The sequence below is a fragment of the Polaromonas sp. YR568 genome (assembly GCF_943369415.1).
Taxonomy (GTDB): Bacteria; Pseudomonadota; Gammaproteobacteria; order Burkholderiales; family Burkholderiaceae_C; genus Polaromonas.
Window position 1 is genome coordinate 20190 of sequence record NZ_CALRNF020000029.1, and the last position, 18003, is coordinate 38192.

General features: G+C 66.1%; 17 protein-coding genes. 9 read left to right on the forward strand and 8 right to left on the reverse strand.

Features of this window, described 5'->3' with window-relative positions:
• Positions 1-70: 70 nt before the first annotated feature.
• Both ACLV74_RS17755 and waaF read left to right on the forward strand, forming a co-directional pair.
• Positions 71-280 carry a zinc-finger domain-containing protein gene (locus ACLV74_RS17755; protein ID WP_411880733.1) on the forward strand — a complete coding sequence of 70 codons (210 nt, stop codon included), beginning with the start codon at positions 71-73 and terminating at the stop codon, positions 278-280.
• The gene (gene waaF / locus ACLV74_RS17760; protein WP_411880734.1) at positions 267-1283 is read left to right on the forward strand and encodes a lipopolysaccharide heptosyltransferase II; all 1017 of its coding nucleotides are present in this window, start codon (positions 267-269) and stop codon (positions 1281-1283) included. The genes ACLV74_RS17755 and waaF overlap by 14 nt, the downstream gene beginning before the upstream one ends.
• Here waaF and ACLV74_RS17765 read toward each other — a convergent pair.
• The 4 genes from ACLV74_RS17765 to ACLV74_RS17780 form a co-directional block, all read right to left on the reverse strand.
• Positions 1280-1888, reverse strand: a complete 609-nt coding sequence (locus ACLV74_RS17765) for a carboxymuconolactone decarboxylase family protein (protein ID WP_411880735.1) — start codon at positions 1886-1888, stop codon at positions 1280-1282. The two genes, waaF and ACLV74_RS17765, sit on opposite strands and share 4 nt — an antisense overlap.
• A 281-nt stretch (positions 1889-2169) precedes the next feature.
• On the reverse strand, positions 2170-3411 hold the full coding sequence (locus tag ACLV74_RS17770) for an ATP-binding protein (protein WP_411880736.1): 1242 nt from the start codon (positions 3409-3411) through the stop codon (positions 2170-2172).
• 157 nt (positions 3412-3568) lie between these two features.
• Positions 3569-4285, reverse strand: a complete 717-nt coding sequence (locus tag ACLV74_RS17775) for a response regulator (protein ID WP_411880737.1) — start codon at positions 4283-4285, stop codon at positions 3569-3571.
• 197 nt (positions 4286-4482) lie between these two features.
• Positions 4483-5841: an AmpG family muropeptide MFS transporter gene (locus tag ACLV74_RS17780; RefSeq protein ID WP_411880738.1), complete on the reverse strand. Its 1359-nt coding sequence runs from the start codon at positions 5839-5841 to the stop codon at positions 4483-4485.
• Between the two features lie 31 nt (positions 5842-5872).
• Here ACLV74_RS17780 and ACLV74_RS17785 point away from each other — a divergent pair, with 31 nt between their 5' ends.
• The 5 genes from ACLV74_RS17785 (at position 5873) to ACLV74_RS17805 (ending at position 12028) form a co-directional block, all read left to right on the forward strand.
• Positions 5873-6715, forward strand: coding sequence for a M48 family metallopeptidase (locus ACLV74_RS17785; RefSeq protein ID WP_411880739.1), 843 nt, complete (start codon positions 5873-5875; stop codon positions 6713-6715).
• 163 nt (positions 6716-6878) lie between these two features.
• A complete protein-coding gene (locus tag ACLV74_RS17790; protein WP_411880740.1) occupies positions 6879-8072 on the forward strand; it encodes an HPP family protein in 1194 nt (397 codons plus the stop codon).
• A gap of 304 nt (positions 8073-8376) precedes the next feature.
• Positions 8377-8718, forward strand: coding sequence for an Hpt domain-containing protein (locus ACLV74_RS17795; protein WP_411880741.1), 342 nt, complete (start codon positions 8377-8379; stop codon positions 8716-8718).
• Positions 8719-8740: 22 nt separating this feature from the next.
• Positions 8741-11638 (forward strand): PAS domain S-box protein, encoded by a 2898-nt coding sequence (locus tag ACLV74_RS17800; protein ID WP_411880742.1) that lies wholly within the window; start codon positions 8741-8743, stop codon positions 11636-11638.
• Positions 11639-11644: 6 nt separating this feature from the next.
• Positions 11645-12028 carry a response regulator gene (locus ACLV74_RS17805; RefSeq protein ID WP_411880743.1) on the forward strand — a complete coding sequence of 128 codons (384 nt, stop codon included), beginning with the start codon at positions 11645-11647 and terminating at the stop codon, positions 12026-12028.
• A 276-nt stretch (positions 12029-12304) separates the two neighbouring features.
• Here ACLV74_RS17805 and ACLV74_RS17810 read toward each other — a convergent pair whose 3' ends face one another.
• Positions 12305-13171, reverse strand: a complete 867-nt coding sequence (locus ACLV74_RS17810; protein ID WP_411880744.1) for an exodeoxyribonuclease III — start codon at positions 13169-13171, stop codon at positions 12305-12307.
• Between the two features lie 10 nt (positions 13172-13181).
• Here ACLV74_RS17810 and pyrE point away from each other — a divergent pair, with 10 nt between their 5' ends.
• Together pyrE and ACLV74_RS17820 are read left to right on the forward strand one after the other, a co-directional pair.
• Positions 13182-13934 carry an orotate phosphoribosyltransferase gene (gene pyrE / locus ACLV74_RS17815; RefSeq protein WP_411880745.1) on the forward strand — a complete coding sequence of 251 codons (753 nt, stop codon included), beginning with the start codon at positions 13182-13184 and terminating at the stop codon, positions 13932-13934.
• Between the two features lie 15 nt (positions 13935-13949).
• Complete coding sequence (locus ACLV74_RS17820) at positions 13950-14603, forward strand: DUF4124 domain-containing protein (protein ID WP_411880746.1); 654 nt, start codon at positions 13950-13952, stop codon at positions 14601-14603.
• A 27-nt stretch (positions 14604-14630) separates the two neighbouring features.
• Here the strand turns inward: ACLV74_RS17820 and gatB are convergent, their stop codons facing one another.
• Genes gatB through gatC form a run of 3 tightly spaced genes read right to left on the reverse strand, consistent with a single transcriptional unit; the run spans position 14631 to position 17951 of the window.
• Positions 14631-16094 carry an Asp-tRNA(Asn)/Glu-tRNA(Gln) amidotransferase subunit GatB gene (gene gatB / locus ACLV74_RS17825; protein WP_411880789.1) on the reverse strand — a complete coding sequence of 488 codons (1464 nt, stop codon included), beginning with the start codon at positions 16092-16094 and terminating at the stop codon, positions 14631-14633.
• A gap of 49 nt (positions 16095-16143) precedes the next feature.
• A complete protein-coding gene (gene gatA, locus ACLV74_RS17830) occupies positions 16144-17655 on the reverse strand; it encodes an Asp-tRNA(Asn)/Glu-tRNA(Gln) amidotransferase subunit GatA (protein WP_411880747.1) in 1512 nt (503 codons plus the stop codon).
• Entirely contained in the window at positions 17652-17951 is a 300-nt protein-coding gene (gatC, locus tag ACLV74_RS17835; RefSeq protein WP_411880748.1) for an Asp-tRNA(Asn)/Glu-tRNA(Gln) amidotransferase subunit GatC, read from the reverse strand. The genes gatA and gatC overlap by 4 nt, the downstream gene beginning before the upstream one ends.
• Between the last annotated feature and the right edge of the window lie 52 nt (positions 17952-18003).

Sequence of the window (18003 nt, forward strand, 5' to 3'; positions counted from 1 at the left end):
AAGCCGGTTCCGCGGCCCCTGCTTGGCAGGGAGCCCTCTGCGCTCGTCTCTCTCATTGATCAAGGAACGTATGAGTAATTCTTCCAACGTTGAACTGCTGGCCTCCGACCTGAACGCGCAAGGTGGTGTTTACTGTCCCAGCCCCAAGGCCGACATGAAAATCTGGAACAGCCACCCCAAGGTCTACCTGGACGTGGCGCGCACCGGCCACGCCAAGTGCCCATATTGCGGCGCCGTTTACGCGCTGAAGGCCGGCGAACACTTCGGTGGAAGCCACTAAAAACGCCCTCGTCATTGCGCCGCAGTGGATAGGCGACGCAGTGATGACGGAGCCCTTGCTGCGCCGGCTGCATGGGCGCGGCGAGCGCCTCACGGTGGGCGCCTTGCCCTGGGTGGCGCCTGTCTACCGCGCCATGCCGCAGGTGGCCGAGGTCATTGAATTCCCGTTTGCGCACGGCGGCCTGCAGTTCCGCGAACGGCGCGCCATCGCCAAACGCATTGAAGGCCGTTTCGACAAGGCCTACGTCCTGCCCAATTCGCTGAAAAGCGCGCTGCTGCCCTTCCTGGCCAGCATTCCCGAACGCATAGGCTATTTCGGCGAAGCGCGCGTGGGCCTGCTCACGCACCGGCTCAAGAATCCCAAGAACAAGCCGCCCATGGTGGCGTTTTATTCAGCGCTGAGCGGGGGCACGGATCTCGACCAGGACAAGCCGCAACTACGGATGGCGGCGGCCGACATCGACCAGGCGCTGGCTGAACTGGGCCTGCAGCGCGGCGGTTACCACGTGTTCGCGCCCGGCGCCGAATACGGGCCCGCCAAGCGCTGGCCGGCGCGGCATTTCTCGGAGCTGGCCGCGGCGCTGGACCTGCCGGTGGTGCTGCTGGGTTCCGGCAAGGAAGCGGCGCTGTGTGAGGAAATCGCCGCGCCCGTGAATGCGGAGCAGCCCGGCAAATGCCTGAACTTCGCTGGCAAGACCTCGCTGGTGCAGGCGCTGTGCCTGATTGCCGCCGGCAAAAGCACCATCAGCAACGATTCGGGCCTGATGCATGTGGCCGCAGCCTTCGGCGTGCCGCAGGTCGCGATCTTCGGCTCATCCAGCCCGCTGCACACGCCGCCGCTGAGCGACAAGGCAACCGTGTTGTGGCTCAAGGCCGATGCGGACTACCAGCCGCCGCTGGACTGCGCGCCCTGCTTTGAGCGCGAATGCCCGCTGGGCCACACGCGCTGCCTCAACGACATCAGCGCCGGCCGCGTGCTGGCGGCACTGGCGCCAAGGTCTTAAGCGGGGAAGGGTGACAGGGGCGCGAAGCCCGGCTTGCCCTGCGCCGGCGTGCGTGCCACGTTCATGACCCAGCACACCATCACGAAATAGCCGACTAGGCTCACAAGCTCGACCACACCCTGCTCGCCGAAGGTTTTCAGGGCGGCGTCATAGCTGGGGTCGCTGCAGCCGTGCTGGCGCAGCACTTCAAATGCGAGGTCCAGCGCGGCGGCCTCGTCGTCGGCCATGCCGCGCGGTTGCCGGCCTTGCGCGACCGCGTCTATCGTGGACTGCGCCACGCCCGCAGCCAGCGCCAGCGGCGCGTGCATCAGCCACTCGAACTGGTTGGCGGTGTGGCGCGCGGCGGCGCAAATCGCCAGTTCACGGATGCGCGCGTCGAGCACGCTTTCAAAGCGCAGGTAAGCCCCCACGTCGCCGATGCGGCCCATGAGTTGCGGGCTGCGCAGCAAGGGGATGAAGGGGCCGAAAACGGCTTTGCGCGGGCCGGCGATCAGCGCGTCGGCGGCTTCGCGTTGCGCGGGCGACATGGCGCCCGGCGGCATCAGCGGCATGCGATCTGTGGTGGAGGGGGAAAAGCCCTGGGGAATGTCGGCGGCGGTGCTCATGGCTGATGTCCTGTGGAGGAATGGATTCGCTAGGGTATCAAAGCCGGGGCGGCCATAAAAAAAGGCCACCTCGCGGTGGCCTGTTGAAAGCTCTCCCGGAAGGGAGAGCGTCGTTGGGAGATCATTTCAATGCATCACCGACGCGTTGGTTGTTTTACCTTGGTTCCCTCAAACTCTGACGTTGTGACAGCAACCCGGGAACTGTCGGTGATAAAGCGCGGCTTGACCATTCTCCAAATGGAGGAGGCGGCGGCATTTCCGCGCTGATTTCGTGATTTATGTCACGGTAACGCCGGGGCCATCGCATGGGCCACGGGCAATTCCACGATGAAGGAGGCGCCGCCGCCGGGCCGGGCCTCGCAGCGCACGCTGCCGCCGTGGCGCTGGCTGATGGATTTGACCAGCGCCAGGCCCAGGCCCACGCCGCCTTCGCGCTCGCTGGCGCCGGGCAGGCGGTAAAAGGGCTCAAAAATCCGTTCGCGCTGGCCGGCCGGCACGCCCGGGCCGCGGTCATGCACCTTGACCACGGCCAGCTGCTTGCTGCCGACGCGGGTCTGCGCGAGTTCGAGGTTGATGTCGCCGGTGCTGTAGCGCCTGGCGTTTTCCAGCAGGTTGCGGATCAGCCGGCGCAGCAGGCGCGGAGAACCCTGCACGGTCAGGCTGTGGCTGGTGGCGTCCATGCCCAGCCCGGTGTCGGGTGCCTTGCCGAGTTCCGCGCTCAGCTCGGCGTTGACGCGCGCGCATTCTTCGGCCGCCAGGCCCGTGAGGTCCAGGGTTTCAAAGGGCTCGGCATCGGCCTGCTTGGCGTCCAGCCGGCTGGCCAGCAGGATTTCGTCGATCAGCTGGTCGAGTTCGGTGATGCTGCGCGAGATTTCCTGGCGCTGCGGCGAGGCGGCGTCTATGCCCATGAGTTCCAGGCCCATGCGGATGCGCGCCAGCGGCGAACGCAGCTCATGCGAGGCATTGGCCAGCAGCGACTTGTGCGACTCCATCAGGGTTTCGATGCGCTCGGCCGCGTTGTTGAAGCGTTCGGCCAGGAAGGCCACTTCGTCCTTGCCGTCGGCATTGACGCGCGCCGACAGGTCGCCGGCACCCCAGCGTTCCACGCCGCGCTGCAGGGCTTCCAGCCGCAGCGTGAGGCGGCGCATGACCGGGTAGGCGCCCAGCGCCACGGCCAGCCCGACCAGGCCCAGCATCCAGCCAAAGCCGAAACCGAAGGGCGGGCGCATCCAGGGGTTGCTGGGCGGGCGCTTGGGCCGGGGCAGCAGCAGGCTCAGGGCCTGGCCGTCCTTGGTGACGACGTCAAACTCCAGGTCGTCGCCGAGCTTGCGGTCGGGCTTGGTCTGCGCCGTGCCTATGACTTCGCCCTTGTCGTTGTGCACCAGCACTTCGCGTATCGGCAACTGCGGCGGGTCCGCGCTCAGGCGCCAGGCTGCGCCGACCAGGAAAGTCAGTATGACCACGGTGGCGACGACCGCCAGCCAGATCCGAACGTACAGATGCGAAGTAAAACGGCCCCACATATGGAACTCCTATAAATCCAATTTTCGGGCGCATGGCTTCGTTGCGCGCTGCTCGGAATCCTCATGCACCGGAGTGCATTCCGGTGTCCTGCGCTCCGGGCGCCTCGCCCTGCATCCCGACAATTGAATTTCTAGAAGTCCCATGGTCATTTCCTTGTCAGTCCTGCTGCTTGGCGAACACATAACCCACGCCGCGCACGGTGAGGATGCGTTTGGGGTCCTTGGCGTCGGCCTCGATGGCGCTGCGGATGCGGCCCATGTGCACGTCGATGGAGCGGTCGAAGGCTTCCAGTTCGCGGCCGCGCACGGCTTCCATGATCTGGTCGCGGCTGAGCACGCGGCCGGCGCGCTCGGCCAGGGCCACCAGCAGGTCGAACTGGTAGGAGGTGAGTTCGCAGGCATTGCCGGAGACGGAGACCGTGCGCGCGTCGCGGTCGATTTCCAGCGAGCCGAAGCGCATCACCTTGTGGCCGCCGTTTGCGGCGGAGGCGCCGGTTTCGCCGCCGCGGCGCAACACGGCGCGTATGCGGGCCAGCAACTCGCGCGGCTCGAAGGGCTTGGGCAGGTAGTCGTCGGCGCCGATTTCCAGGCCGACGATGCGGTCCATGGGGTCGCCCTTGGCGGTGAGCATCAGCACCGCGGTGTTGGCGGTCTCGCTGCCCTGGCCCTTGATGCGCCGGCATACTTCCAGGCCGTCCATGTCGGGCAGCATCAGGTCCAGGATGACGAGGTCGGGCGTGCTGCCCTCCAGCGCGGCCAGCCCGCTCGCGCCGTCGGCGGCGTGGGTAAAGCCGTAGCCGGACTGGCGCAGGTACTCGCCCACCATGTTGGCCAGTCGGGCGTCGTCTTCGATCATCAGGAGTTGTTGGGTCATGGGTGGGTCCTCGGTTGCAGGGTGTGTCCCCCGGGGTGGATCACAATGAACTCATGGTGCGCCGCACGCAACAATCGCACTTGAAGCCATCGTAAAGTTAAGGTAAACCGGGGCGGAAGCCCACCAGCATACTCCCGCGCGCGCGTGTCCGGCGGCTGTTTTATTGCTATCTGTTTGATAGCGAAAGGCGCCTGCCCCTATTGGGGTTTTGGGGCTTGCAGCCGTGAGGCCAGCGCCACCAGAACCAGAACCGGCAGGCCCAGCAGGGCGGTGGCGGTGAAGAAATGGGTGTAACCGAAAGCATCCACATACTTGCCCGAATAGCCGGCCAGGAACTTGGGCAGCAGCAGCATCATGGAACTGAAAAGCGCGTACTGGGTGGCCGAATAGTTGACGTTGGTCAGGCTGGAGAGGTAGGCGATGAAGGCGGCCGAGGCGATGCCGCTGGACAGGTTGTCGGCCGAGATCACGAAGATCAGCGCGTTGACGTCGTGGCCGCGCGTGCCCAGCCAGGCAAACAGCAGGTTGCTGGCCGCGCTCAGCACGGCGCCCAGCATCAGCACGCGCATGACGCCGAAGCGCATGGCCAGCGCGCCGCCCACAAAGGCGCCGACCAGCGTCATGACCACGCCGTAAATCTTGGTGACCGCCGCCACTTCGTCCTTGGTATAGCCCATGTCGACGTAAAACGGGTTGGCCATGATGCCCATGACGACGTCGCTGATGCGGTAGACCGCGATCAGCGCCAGGATCAGCAGTGCCTGCTTGCCGTAGCGGTGCAGGAAATCGGCGAAGGGGTCGACCAGCGCGGTCTTGAGCCACTCGGCGGCGTTGCGCGAAGGTGCCATCGCGCGGGCGACCGGCTCGGGCGACAGCAGCACGGTCGCCATGCCCAGCAGCATGGACGCGGCCATGGCCAGGTAGGCCACCTGCCAGGCGCCGTGCTGGTAGGTGGCGGCGTCGCCGACCTCGGCGCGCGCGGCAATCCACAGCGCGCCGGCGCCGGCCCAGATCATCGCGATGCGGTAGCCGGTCTGGTAAGCGGCTGCCAGCGCCGCCTGGCGCGGCGTGTCGGCCGATTCGATGCGAAAGGCGTCCAGCGCGATGTCCTGCGTGGCCGAGCCGAAAGCCACGGCCAGCGCGCACCACACCACGGGCTGCAGCGCCAGCTTGGGGTCGGTCAGGGCCATGCCGACCAGCGCCGCCATGATGACCCCCTGCGACAGCAGCAGCCAGCTGCGCCGGCGCCCGAGCAGGCGCGTCAGCAGCGGAATCGGCAGGCGGTCCACCAGCGGGGCCCAGACCCACTTGAAGCCGTAGGCCAGCCCGACCCAGCTCAGGTAGCCGATGGTGGTGCGGTCAATGCCGGCCTCGCGCAGCCAGAAGCTCAGTGTGCCGAACACCAGCAGCAGGGGCAGCCCGGCCGAAAAGCCCAGGAACAGCATGCGCAGGGTGGCCGCCTCGGCATACACATGCCAGACGTCGCGCCAGGAAGCTTTGGGGGTGGGAGCAGGAGGAGAAAGCGGGAGTTCTGCGGAGGGGGTTTTGTCTGACATGGGCATTTGGATTTGTGACTATTATTCACCCATGTGCTTTATATGCGACGCCAAACACCCCTCCTGGCCCGGCCGCCGGGCTTTTTTGCTGGCGGCCGCCGGCACCGCGGCCACGGCGGCCACCACGCCGCTGCTCGCGCAGGTGGACGTCGGGCCGTCCTCCCAGCTGCGCAACCTCGTGCCCGCCGACGAGATTGAAGCCGCCGCCACCCAGGAATACGCCAAGCTGCTCGCCGAGGCCCGCGCCAAGGGCGCGCTCGCGCCGCAGGGCAACCCGCAGTTGCAGCGCCTGCGCGCCATCGCCGCGAAGCTGGTGCCGCAGACCGCCCAGTGGAACGACCGCGCCAGGCAGTGGCGCTGGGAGGTGAACCTGCTGGGCAGCAAGGAAATCAACGCGTTTTGCATGCCGGGCGGCAAGATCGCCTTCTACACCGGCATCCTCGAACAGCTCAAGCTCACTGACGACGAAGCCGCGATGATCATGGGCCACGAAATGGCCCACGCGCTGCGCGAACACGCTCGCGCGCGCATCGCCAAAAGCCAGGGCACGGGCACGCTGCTGTCGCTGGGCGCGCAGCTGCTGGGCCTGGGCCAGATGGGCGACCTGGCCGCCAACATCGGCACGCAGCTGCTGACGCTGCGTTTCAGCCGCGAGGACGAAACCGACGCCGACCTGGTGGGCCTGGAACTGGCCGCGCGCGGCGGCTACAACCCGCAGGCTGCCGTCAGCCTCTGGGAAAAAATGGAAAAAGCCGGCGGCGGCGCGGGCGGCCCCAGCTTTTTGTCGACGCACCCTTCGGGGCCCGCGCGCATCCAGCAGTTGCAGGCCAACGTGCCGAAGGTACAGGGTCTCTACCAGCGCGCGCGTAGCTGATCCGCTGAGCCGCTCAAACAAGCCTCCTGGCGTTGTTGTCGTCGCCTTGCCGTGCCTTCAGCACTGTCTGCGGCGCCACGCCTAGCCAGGACCGCTTCGCTGGCTTGTGTGAGCGGCTCAGCTCCATCGCGCTTTTTTCTGACGTCCAGTTCACGGTGTGTCAATGACCTTTCCTTCCCCGCGCGACACTCTTCCTGACGGCCGCGCGCATCCCGCCGCATTCTTCTCGCGCGCCTGGTGGCGGGCCTTTCGACCCGCGCGCACCGGCATCAACACGCGTGAGCGGCTGCGCCTGGTGGCGGGGTCGCTGCTGGGAATTTTCCTGACGGGGTTGCTGTGCCACCTGGCCGGCTGGGTGGTGCCCGGCCTGCCCTGGCTGGTGGCGCCGCTGGGAGCCAGCGCGGTGCTGATCTTTGCCGTACCGGCCAGCCCGATGGCGCAACCCTGGGCGGTGGTGGGCGGCAACACCTTGTCGGCGCTGGCCGGCATCGCGGGTGTTCACGGCGTGCACCTGCTGGGCTCGCCCGAGCTGGCCGCGGCCCTGGCGGTGGCCACCGCCCTTGCGCTGATGCTGGCCTTGCGCTGCCTGCATCCGCCGGGCGGCGCCACGGCGCTCATGATGGTGCTGGGCGGCATCTCCAGCCCGGTGTTCGCCTTCTACCCGGTGATGCTCAACTCGGTGCTGCTGGTGGCCGCCGGCATCCTCTACAACAACGCGACGCGACGGCCGTATCCGCACACGCAACTGCCGTCGCGCGCGGCGCCTTCCGACCAGGACCGGCAACTCGACGCGGACCTGGACGCCGTGCTGGCGCGCTACAACCAGGTGCTGGACGTCAGCCGCGACGACCTCAAGGCGCTGCTGGCCGAAACCCGGCTGCGCGCCTACGACCGCAAGCTGGCCGAGGTGCGCTGCGAAGACGTCATGTCGCGCGAGCTGGTGACGGTGGAATTCGGCACGCCGCTTGAGGACGCCTGGGCGCTGCTGAGGGAGCGCCGCATCAAGGCCTTGCCGGTGGTGGACCGCGGCTTTCGCATCGCGGGCATCGTCACGGTCGCCGATTTCATGCGGGCCGCCGACCTGGACCTGTATGAGGGTTTTGACGCCAAGCTGAGAAAGCTGGTGCGCAGCACGCGCAGCGTGTATTCGGACAAGCCCGAGGTCGTGGGGCAGATCATGACCCGCAAGGTGCGCGTGGCGGGCCGGCAGCGCCGGCTGGTGGAACTGGTGCCGCTGTTCGGCAGCACGGGCCACCACCACATTCCCATCATCGGGGAGGGCGAGCGGCTGGTCGGCATTATGACCCAGTCGGACCTGGTTGCCGCGCTCGGGCGGGCTGCGGATCCTGCGGCTTGATGTTTATGCGGCCGGGCGATAAATATGAATTCAAAAGAATTCGATTCAAGCAAAATTTCCCGCGCATGCCACCAGAATACAAGTACATAAGTTTTAATATTCGCTCGGCATAAACGGCCGCGCCCAGCGGTACGGGGACCCGGCCACGCAGCCTTATCTCGTACTTGTCCTACGCCGTATTCCCGCACCCGCACCTTAAGATGACCCGCATGCGTCTTCATCTTTCCCCAACGCAAGCTGCCAGCTCATTTTGCGGCGGCTTGGCTGCGGTGGGCGCATCGCCGGCGCCATCGTCCCTGAGCTCATGACGCGCAACGACCCGGCCCTGCTCGCATTCATGGAGGAGCAGCGCGCCGACTACACGCGGTCCCTGCCGCTTCGCCTGGCGCAAATCGCGGCCTTGTGGCAGCAGGTTTTGAACGGCGAGGATGTGGCCCAGGCCCTGCCGACCCTGGAACGCCACGCGCACGGCATCGCGGGCTCCGCGGCCACTTTCGGCTGGGCGGAGCTCGGGCTGGCGGCGCAGGCGCTGGAGCTGGCCGTGCATCCGTATGTGGAGGCCGGCCAGGCCCCGCCGCACCAGGACCAGGCCGGGGTGAGCCTGGCCGTTGAAGAACTGCAGCGGCGCTTTCATGGCGCGGCCTGAGCGGCCTGGCGAACGAATGCCCATGTCTTCTTCCGGCGCTTTTCTGACCAAGATCAAGATCGCGGTGGCGTCCGGTTTCCTGCTGATGGCGGTTGTGGGCGCGGCCTCCTACGTCACGATTCGCCAGCTGATCGAAACGGCGCAATCCCGCGTGCGCACGGAAGACACGCTGGTGATGCTGGAGCGCGTGGCTTCCGGCGTGAGGACGGCCGAGTCCACGCTGCGGCAATACCTGCTGAGCGGCAGCCCGCAGGACCTTGAGGGCTTTGAGCGCGCCCGTGCCGATCTGCGCGCGGTCAGGACCCGCACGCGCGAAGCCAAGGTGCTGCGGGAGTCCGCTGAAATCGACGAACTGATAGGCCGGCGCGCCGTGATTGCCAACCAGGCCATCCTGGCGCGTAAGGAGCGCGGCCCGGAAGCTGCGGGAGCCGTTCTGGGCGGAGAAGCCAGCCGGCAGCTGAGGCAGCGCACCGATGAGTTGCTGGAGGGCGCGCGCAACCGCGAGGCGCAGATGTGGCGCAACGCGCAGGCCGTGGCCGAGCGCAGCGCGCAATGGGCGCAGGGCTTCATCATCGCGGGCAGCCTGCTGTTTTTCGGCATGCTGGCCTGGGTGGTGTATGTGGTCAAGCATTATGAAGACGTGCGAAAACGCGGCGAAGCCCGCTTGCGCGACAGCGAGGTCATGAGCCGCAGCATCACAGAAGGCATGGCCGAAGGCGTGATCACCGCGAACTTCGACGACGTGGTGGTCGAGGCCAATGCCGCCGCGCTGAAACTGTTCGGCTACAGCAAGGAAGAAATCATCGGGCTGGACGTCGGCCTGCTGATACCGCAGCACCTGCGCAAACAGTACAAGGATTTCGCGGCCATGCTGCGCGCGGAGTCGAAGCCGCTTGTCGTGTCCGGCCACGAGATGCGCGGCCTGCGCAAGGACGGCGTCCAGTTTGCCGTCAGCGTGTCCTTCGGCGAAGTACAGGTCGGCGGGCATCGCCTCTTTACGGCGCTGATCCGCGACATCACCGAAAGCAGGCGCATCAGCGAGGCTTTGCGCGCCAGCGAGTCCCAGCTGCGCCAGGTCACCGACACCGTGCCGGCGCTGATCGCCTACCTGGACACCGACCAGCGCTTTCGCTTCCACAACCGGGCGTATGAAGAATCTTTCGGCCTGAACTCCGAACAGATCGCGGGGCGGCCGCTGGCCGACGTGCTGGGCCCGCAGGTCTATGAAGCGGTGCGGGACAGGGTGGCCGAGGTGCTGGCCGGCCACACGGTGCGTTACGAGCGCACGCAGGTCACCCCGGAGGGCGAACGCCGGCACTACGCCATGCAGTATTTCCCCCGCTACGGTGAGGGTAACGATGCAGCCAGGGTCATCGGCTTTTTCTCGCTGGGCACGGACATCACCGAACTCCGGCGCATAGACCGCATGAAAACCGAGTTCGTCTCCACCGTCAGCCACGAGCTGCGCACGCCGCTCACCTCGATACGCGGCTCGCTGGGCCTGATCTCCGGCGGCGTGGCCGGCGAGTTGCCCGATGCCGTCAAGACCCTGGTGGCCATCGCGAAAAACAACTGCGAGCGGCTGATCCGGCTGATCAACGACATCCTGGACAGTGAAAAAATCGAGTCCGGCAAGCTTCGCCTGGACCTGCAGGTCACGGACCTGCGGCAGCTGGTGCAGCAGGCACTGGCCGCCAACGAAGGCTTTGCCACCCAGCACGGCGTGAGCCTTGTGATGCGGGCGCCGGACGAGCCCCTGCATGTGCGCATCGACGGTGACCGCATGACGCAGGTGCTGACCAACCTGCTGTCCAACGCGGTGAAGTTTTCACCGGCGGGCAGTCCGGTGGAAGTCAGGCTCTCTCGCACGGCACAGAAGGTGCGCGCCGAAGTCGTCGACGCGGGCCCGGGCATTCCGGAAGAGTTCAGCGGCCGTATCTTCCAGAAGTTCTCGCAGGCCGACTCCTCCGACACGCGGCAGAAAGGCGGCACCGGGCTGGGCCTGAACATCTCCCGCGCGCTCATTGAAAAAATGGGCGGCACCATAGGATTCAGCAGCAAGGCGGGCGTGGGCACCACCTTCTTCTTTGAAGTGCCCGAGTGGGCCAATCCGGTTCCCCTGCTGCAACCTCCACGCCTCCACGCGATGACCTCGCGACCACGCATCCTGATCTGCGAGGCCGACCCCGACGTGGCGAAACTCATCAGCATGATGCTGGGCAAGGCCGGGTTTGATTCCGACATGACTTTCAGCGCCGAGCAGGCGCTGGCCAGCCTGGCATCCAACAGTTACGACGCGGTGACGGTGGACATGAAGCTGCCCGGCCAGAACGGCGCGGCTTTCATCGGCCGGCTGCGCGCGGACGAGAAGACGCGCCACTTGCCTGTCGTGGTGATCTCGGCCATGGCCGAGCAAGGCCAGTTGCAGTTCAACCGCAAGCCGTACACCGTGTCGGACTGGCTCAAAAAGCCCATCGACGAACAGCTGCTGATTCACAGCCTGCGTCGCGCCGTCGCCGGCGTGGACTGCGGCAAGCCGCGCATCCTGCACGTGGAAGACGACCTGGACATCCAGCGCATCACCGCCGCCATCGCGCATGACTTTGCCAGCTTCGAGTTCGCCGCCACGCTGCATGAGGCCCGCGCCCGCCTGCGCGAGCAGCCCTTCGACCTGGTGCTGCTGGACCTGGCGCTGGGCAGCCAGTCGGGTTGGGACCTGTTCGAGGACATCGACGCGCTCGATCCCCGCCCGCCCGTGATCGTGTTTTCGGCCGGCGAGGTGGACCCGGCGGACGGCCTGCAGGCCGACGCGGTCCTGGTCAAGGCGCATACCTCGAACACCGAGCTGCTCAATACAATCCAGCGAGTACTGCAGATTCCCGGAGATCCGGGCCCCACCCGTCCCCAAGCCTTGAGTTGAACCACCATGACCACACCACTGAACCGCATCCTGTACGTCGAAGACGAGCCCGACATCCGTATGGTGGCGCAGATGGCGCTGCAAGCCGTGGGCGGCTTTACCGTGATCGCCTGCGCCTCCGGCCAGGAAGCCCTGAACGCCGCGCCGGGCGCGGCCGCCGACCTGTTGCTCCTGGACGTCATGATGCCCGGCATGGACGGGCCCAGCACCCTCAAGGCCCTGCGCGCGCTGCCCGCCACGGCCAACACCCCGGTGATCTTCATGACCGCCAAGGTGCAGGCCGCCGAGGTCGCGGTCTACAAGGGCCTGGGCGCGCTGGAAGTCATTCCCAAGCCCTTCGACCCGATGGAGCTGTCGGCGCAGATCCAGCGGATCTGGTCAGAACAGTAGCCCCCACGCTCTCCCACTGCGTGTGGGTCGCTGCCCCCCGAGGGGGCCGCGGAACTTGAGCCCCACGGTCGTTCGCTTCGCGTAACTCCCTGCCCCCGAGGTGCCGCCCGCCTGCGGTCTGGCAAAGCCAGTCCCGCGGCTCATGCTGGCTTGAAGATTCAGGGCGTATGCGGTGGGGTATTTCACCAGCGGGGGCCGAGGGTCCGGCTTTGCCGGCCTAAGGCGCCGCCCCCTGGAAGGGGGGAGCAGACTACACGCAGTGAGTCTGAACGGGGGTCAGAGCTTGAATTCATAGTCCACGCTCATGGGCGCGTGGTCGGAAAAGCGCTGTTCCTTGTAGATGTGTTCGCTGCGGGCCAGCGCCGCGAAGGCGGGCGTGGCCAGGTGGTAGTCCAGGCGCCAGCCCACGTTCTTCGCATAGGCCTGGCCGCGGTTGCTCCACCAGGTGTAGGCCGCGTCGGTCGTCGTGGGCTGCAGCTTGCGGTACACATCGACCATGCCGCCGCCTTTGACCGAAGGGCCGGTGCGTTCCGTCAGTTCCTCGGCAGCTTCATTGGCCAGCTCCGCGTCGCGCAGCAGCTCGGTCATCCAGGCGCGTTCTTCGGGCAGGAAGCCGCTGTTCTTCTTGTTGCCCTTGAAGTTCTTCAGGTCGATCTCCTGGTGCGCGATGTTGACGTCGCCGCACAGCACGAAGTCGCGTGTTTCCTTCAGGGCCAGCAGGCGCGGGTAGAACTCGGCCAGGAAGCGGAACTTGGCGGCCTGGCGCTCCTCGCCCGACGAGCCGCTGGGAAAGTAGCAACTGATGATGGAGAGCTTGGGGCTCAGCTTGCGCCCGGGCCTGTCAAAGCGCAGCTCGATGTAGCGCCCCTCGGCGTCGAATTCGCTCGAGCCGTAGCCGACGATCACGTCGCTGGGCTCGTGGCGCGTGTAGATGCCCACGCCGGAGTAGCCCTTTTTCTCGGCGAAATGAAAGTGGCCTTTGAGGCCGGCGATTTCCTCGAAGCGGCCGCTGATGTCGGCGGCCTGGGCCTTGAGCTCCTGCACGCAAATACAATCCGGCATGGACTGTGCAACCCAGTCCTGCAGGCCTTTGCTGGCCGCGGAGCGGATACCGTTGAGGTTGAGGCTGGTCAATTTAAACATGGGACTTCCAATGAGCACGGCAGGACAACAACAGGACAACAGGGACGGCGCAACTCCCGCGGACGGCGCGCTGGCACAGGAATTCGTGCAGTTTGCCGTGGAGTCGGGCGTGCTGCGCTTCGGGCAATTCAAGACCAAGGCCGGGCGGATGAGCCCGTATTTTTTCAACGCCGGCCTGTTCGACGACGGGGCCAAGCTCGGGCGGCTGGCGCAATTCTATGCGCGCCATTTGCTGGCCGAGGAAAAGCGCACGGGCCTGGCCTTCGACATGATTTTCGGCCCGGCCTACAAGGGCATTCCGCTGGCCGCGGCGGTGGCCGTCGAGCTCGCGCGGCTGGGGCGCAACTACCCCTTCGCCTACAACCGCAAGGAAGCCAAGGACCATGGCGAAGGCGGAACGCTGGTCGGCGCGCCCGTCAAGGGCCGCGTGCTGATCATTGACGACGTGATGTCCGCCGGCACCGCCGCGCGCGAGTCCATCGCCATCATCCAGGCCGCGGGTGCCGTTCCCCACGCCGTCGCGCTGGCGCTGGACCGCCAGGAGAAGGCCACCGAAAACGGCGTGGATGTGAGCCATAGTGCCGTGCAATATGTTACGAAACAGCTGGGCTTGCAGGTTTGCGCGATTGCGCGGCTGACCGACTTGCTGCAATATCTCTCCACCCAGAGCGACGCGCCGGAGTCCAGCGGACCCGGCACGCTGTCCCTGAAGACGCACTACCAGGCCGTGCTGGCCTACCGGGAACGCTACGGCGTGGATTAAGGAGTCGATTTGTTTTTGCGAACAGCGCTTACGGTCACCTGGCTGTCGCTGGCCTTCATGGCGAGCCATGCCCATGCCCAGGCCATTTACACCTGTGTCGACGGCAAGGGCCGCAAGATCACGGCCGACCGTCCCATTGTTGAGTGCATAGACCGCACCCAGCAGGAGCTGAACCGCTCGGGCACGGTCAAGCGCGTGGTGGGCCCCTCGCTGACCGCGCAGGAGCGCGCGGTGCAGGATGAAAAAGACAAGGCCGCCGCCGAGGCCAAGGCCCGCGAAGCCGAAGACAAGCGCCGCGACCGCGCCTTGCTGCTGCGTTATCCCAGCCGCGCCGTGCACGACCAGGAGCGCGTCACGGCGCTGGCCCAGGTCGACGAGGTCATCAAGGCCTCCAGCAAGAGGACGGCCGAACTCGCCGAGCAACGCAAGGCCATACAGGCCGAATTCGAGTTTTATGTGAAAGATCCCGGCAAGGCCCCGCCGTCGCTCAAGCGCAAGCTCGAAGAAAACGAAAACAGCTCGGCCGTGCAGAAGAAATTCATCCAGGACCAGGAGCAGGAGAAAAAGCGCGTCAACGTGCGCTTCGACGAAGAGCTGGTCAAACTCAAGCAGCTGTGGGCGATGAGGGAAGCGCCCGCGGCCCCGGCTGCCACCGCCGCCAAAAACTGAAGGACCGGGCTGCTGCCCGGTTTCGCTTCAAGCCCCCAGTTTCTTCTTCAGCAGCTCGTTGACCTGCGCCGGGTTGGCCTTGCCCTTGGTGGCTTTCATGGCCTGGCCGACCAGCGCGTTCATGGCCTTGGCGTTGCCGGCGCGTACTTCCTCGACGTTTTTGGCGTTGGCGGCCAGCACGCCGTCGATGATTTTTTCGAGCTCGCCGGTGTCGCTCATCGGCTTGAGGTCCTTGGCCTCGATGATGGCGTCGACGTCCGAGCCTTCGCCGGTCCACAGCGCATCGAACACCTGTTTCGCGGCATTGTTGGAAATCGTGCCGTCGGCGATGCGGGAGATCAGGCCCGCCAGCTGACCCGCGCTGACGGCGGAGGCCTCAATCGATTTTTCTTCGCTGTTCAGGCGCCGCGACAACTCGCCCATGACCCAGTTGCTGGCCAGCTTGGGCTGTTGGCTGGCCTCGGCGACCGCTTCAAAAAATACGGCCGTGGCCTTGCTTTGCGTGAGCTGGCCGGCGTCGTACTCGGGCAGTCCGTAGTCCTTGACGAAACGCGTCGCCATCACGCGCGGCAGTTCGGACATTTCCGAGCGTGTTTTTTCCACCCAGTCGCGCGCGATCACAAGGGGCGGCAAATCGGGGTCGGGGAAGTAGCGGTAGTCGGCCGCGTCTTCCTTGGTGCGCATGCTGCGCGTCTCGCCGGTGTCCGGGTCGAACAACACGGTGGCCTGCTGGATGGTGTGGCCGTCTTCAATTTGTGCGATCTGCCAGCGAACTTCATAGTCGATCGCCTGCTGCATGAACTTGAAGCTGTTCAGGTTCTTGATTTCGCGGCGCGTGCCCAGCGGTTCGCCCGGCTTGCGCACCGACACGTTGGCGTCGCAGCGGAAGCTGCCTTCCTGCATGTTGCCGTCGCAGATGCCTATCCAGGTGACGATCTTGTGCAGTTCCCTGGCATAGGCCACAGCCTCTGCCGAGGAGCGCATGTCGGGCTCGGTCACGATCTCCAGCAGCGGCGTGCCGGCGCGGTTCAGGTCTATGCCGCTCATGCCGATGAAGTCTTCATGCAGCGACTTGCCGGCGTCTTCTTCCAGGTGCGCGCGCACCAGGCGAACGGATTTTTTCTCACCCTCCAGGAAAAACTCGACGCTGCCGCCCTGCACCACCGGAATCTCGAACTGGCTGATCTGGTAGCCCTTTGGCAGGTCGGGGTAGAAGTAGTTCTTGCGCGCGAACACGCTGTGTTCGGCGACGTGCGCGTTGACGGCCAGGCCGAACTCGATGGCGCGTTGCACCGCGCCTTTGTTCATCACCGGCAACGCGCCGGGCAATGCAAAGTCCACCGCGGAGGCGTTGGTGTTGGGTTCGGCGCCAAACGAGGTGGACGCGCGGCTGAAAATCTTCGACTGCGTGGTGAGCTGCGTGTGGGTCTCGAAGCCGATGATGACTTCGTAGCCCTGCACCAGCGGCCCGGTGGGGCGGCCGGCTTGCATCTGGGCGAAGGGGTTGACGGTGGGTTGGGTCTGGCTCATGTCAAATCATTCAAAGGCTGGGGGGCAGGCGCAGGTGCCAGTCGGTTGCGAGCTGAAACTGGTGGGCGGCGCCCAGCAGTTGCGCTTCCTTGAAGTAGTTGCCGATCAGCTGCAGGCCCACGGGCATGCCGCCGGCGCCAAAGCCCGCCGGCACGCTCATGCCCGGCAGGCCGGCCAGGCTGGATGAGAGGGTGTAGATGTCGGCCAGGTAGCTGGCCACCGGGTCGTCGGATTTTTCGCCGATCTTCCAGGCGACGGTAGGCGAGACCGGGCCGGCAATGATGTCGCACTGCGTGAAGGCGGTCTGGAAATCCTGCGCGATCAGGCGGCGGATTTTCTGCGCCTTCAGGTAGTAGGCATCGTAGTAGCCGTGCGACAGCACATAGGTGCCGATCATGATGCGGCGCGTGGCCTCATCGCCGAAGCCTTCGCTGCGCGACTTTTTGTACATGTCGTCGAGGTCGGTGTAGTGCGCCGCGCGATGCCCGTAGCGCACGCCGTCAAAGCGGCTCAGGTTGCTGCTGGCCTCGGCCGGCGCGATGACGTAGTACACGGGGATGGACAGCTCGGTCAGCGGCAGGCTCACGTCCACGAGGGTGGCGCCCAGCTTTTCATACTCGGCCAGCGCGCCGCGCACGGCGGCCAGCACGTCGGGTGCGCAGCCTGCGCCGAAGAACTGCGTGGGCAGGCCTATGCGCAAGCCCTTGAGCGGTTTGTCGCCGGCGGCTGCGGGGCGTGCGGCGAGCAGGTCCGCCGCGTAGTCGGCGGCGGGCAGGTCCAGCGAAGTGGAGTCGCGGTCCGGGTCCGGCCCGGCCATGGTCGACAGCAACAGGGCGCAATCAAGCGCGCTGCGTGCCATCGGGCCGGCCTGGTCCAGGCTGGAGGCGAAGGCCACCATGCCGTAGCGTGAGCAGCGGCCGTAGGTGGGCTTGATGCCGGTGATGCCGGTCAGCGACGCGGGCTGGCGTATCGAGCCGCCGGTGTCGGTGCCGGTGGCGGCGGGCACCAGGCGCGCGGCCACGGCCGCAGCCGAGCCGCCCGACGAACCGCCGGGAATGCGGCTGGTGTCCCAGGGGTTTTTCACGGGCTTGTAGGCGCTGTTTTCATTACCCGAACCCATGGCGAATTCGTCGCAATTGAGCTTGCCCAGCGTGACCATGCCGGCGCCCTGCGGCCCCAGCTTGCCCACCACCGTGGCGTCGAACGGGCTGCGGTAGTTTTCCAGCATCTTCGAGCCGGCCGTCGTCGGGAAATCGAGCGTGACGAAGACGTCCTTGTGCGCCAGCGGCACGCCCAGCAGCGGCGTGCGCTCGCCGGCGGCCAGGCGCGCGTCGGCGGCCCTGGCCTGGGCCAGCGAGACTTCGGTGTCGGTGGCCAGGAAGGCGCCCAGTTTTTCCTGCTGGATGCGGGCCAGGAAATGCTGCGTCACTTCGACGCTGGAGACTTCGCGCGCTGCCAGTTTCGCGGCCAGTTGCGCGACGCCCAGGTCATGCAGGGCGGTGTTGTTTTGGGTGCCGCTCATTCGATCACCTTGGGGACGAGGAAGAGGCCGTTTTCGACGGCGGGCGCGCTCACCTGGCTGGCCTCGCGCTGGTTGGGTTCGCTGACGACGTCCTCGCGCAGGCGCAGGGCGACTTCGCCGAGCACGGCGGCCGGGTGGGCCAGCGGCTCCACGCCCTCGGTGTTGACGGCGTCCATCTGCTCCACCAGGGCGAAAAAGCCGTTGAGCTGGCTCAGGGTGCGTTCGGTTTCGTCAGGGCGCAATTCCAGCCGCGCCAGGTTGGCGACGCGGGCGATGTCGTGGGGTGTCAATGCCATGGGTAGGTGTGAAGGAAAAATACGGGGAAAACGGGAAGGAATACAGCAAGAA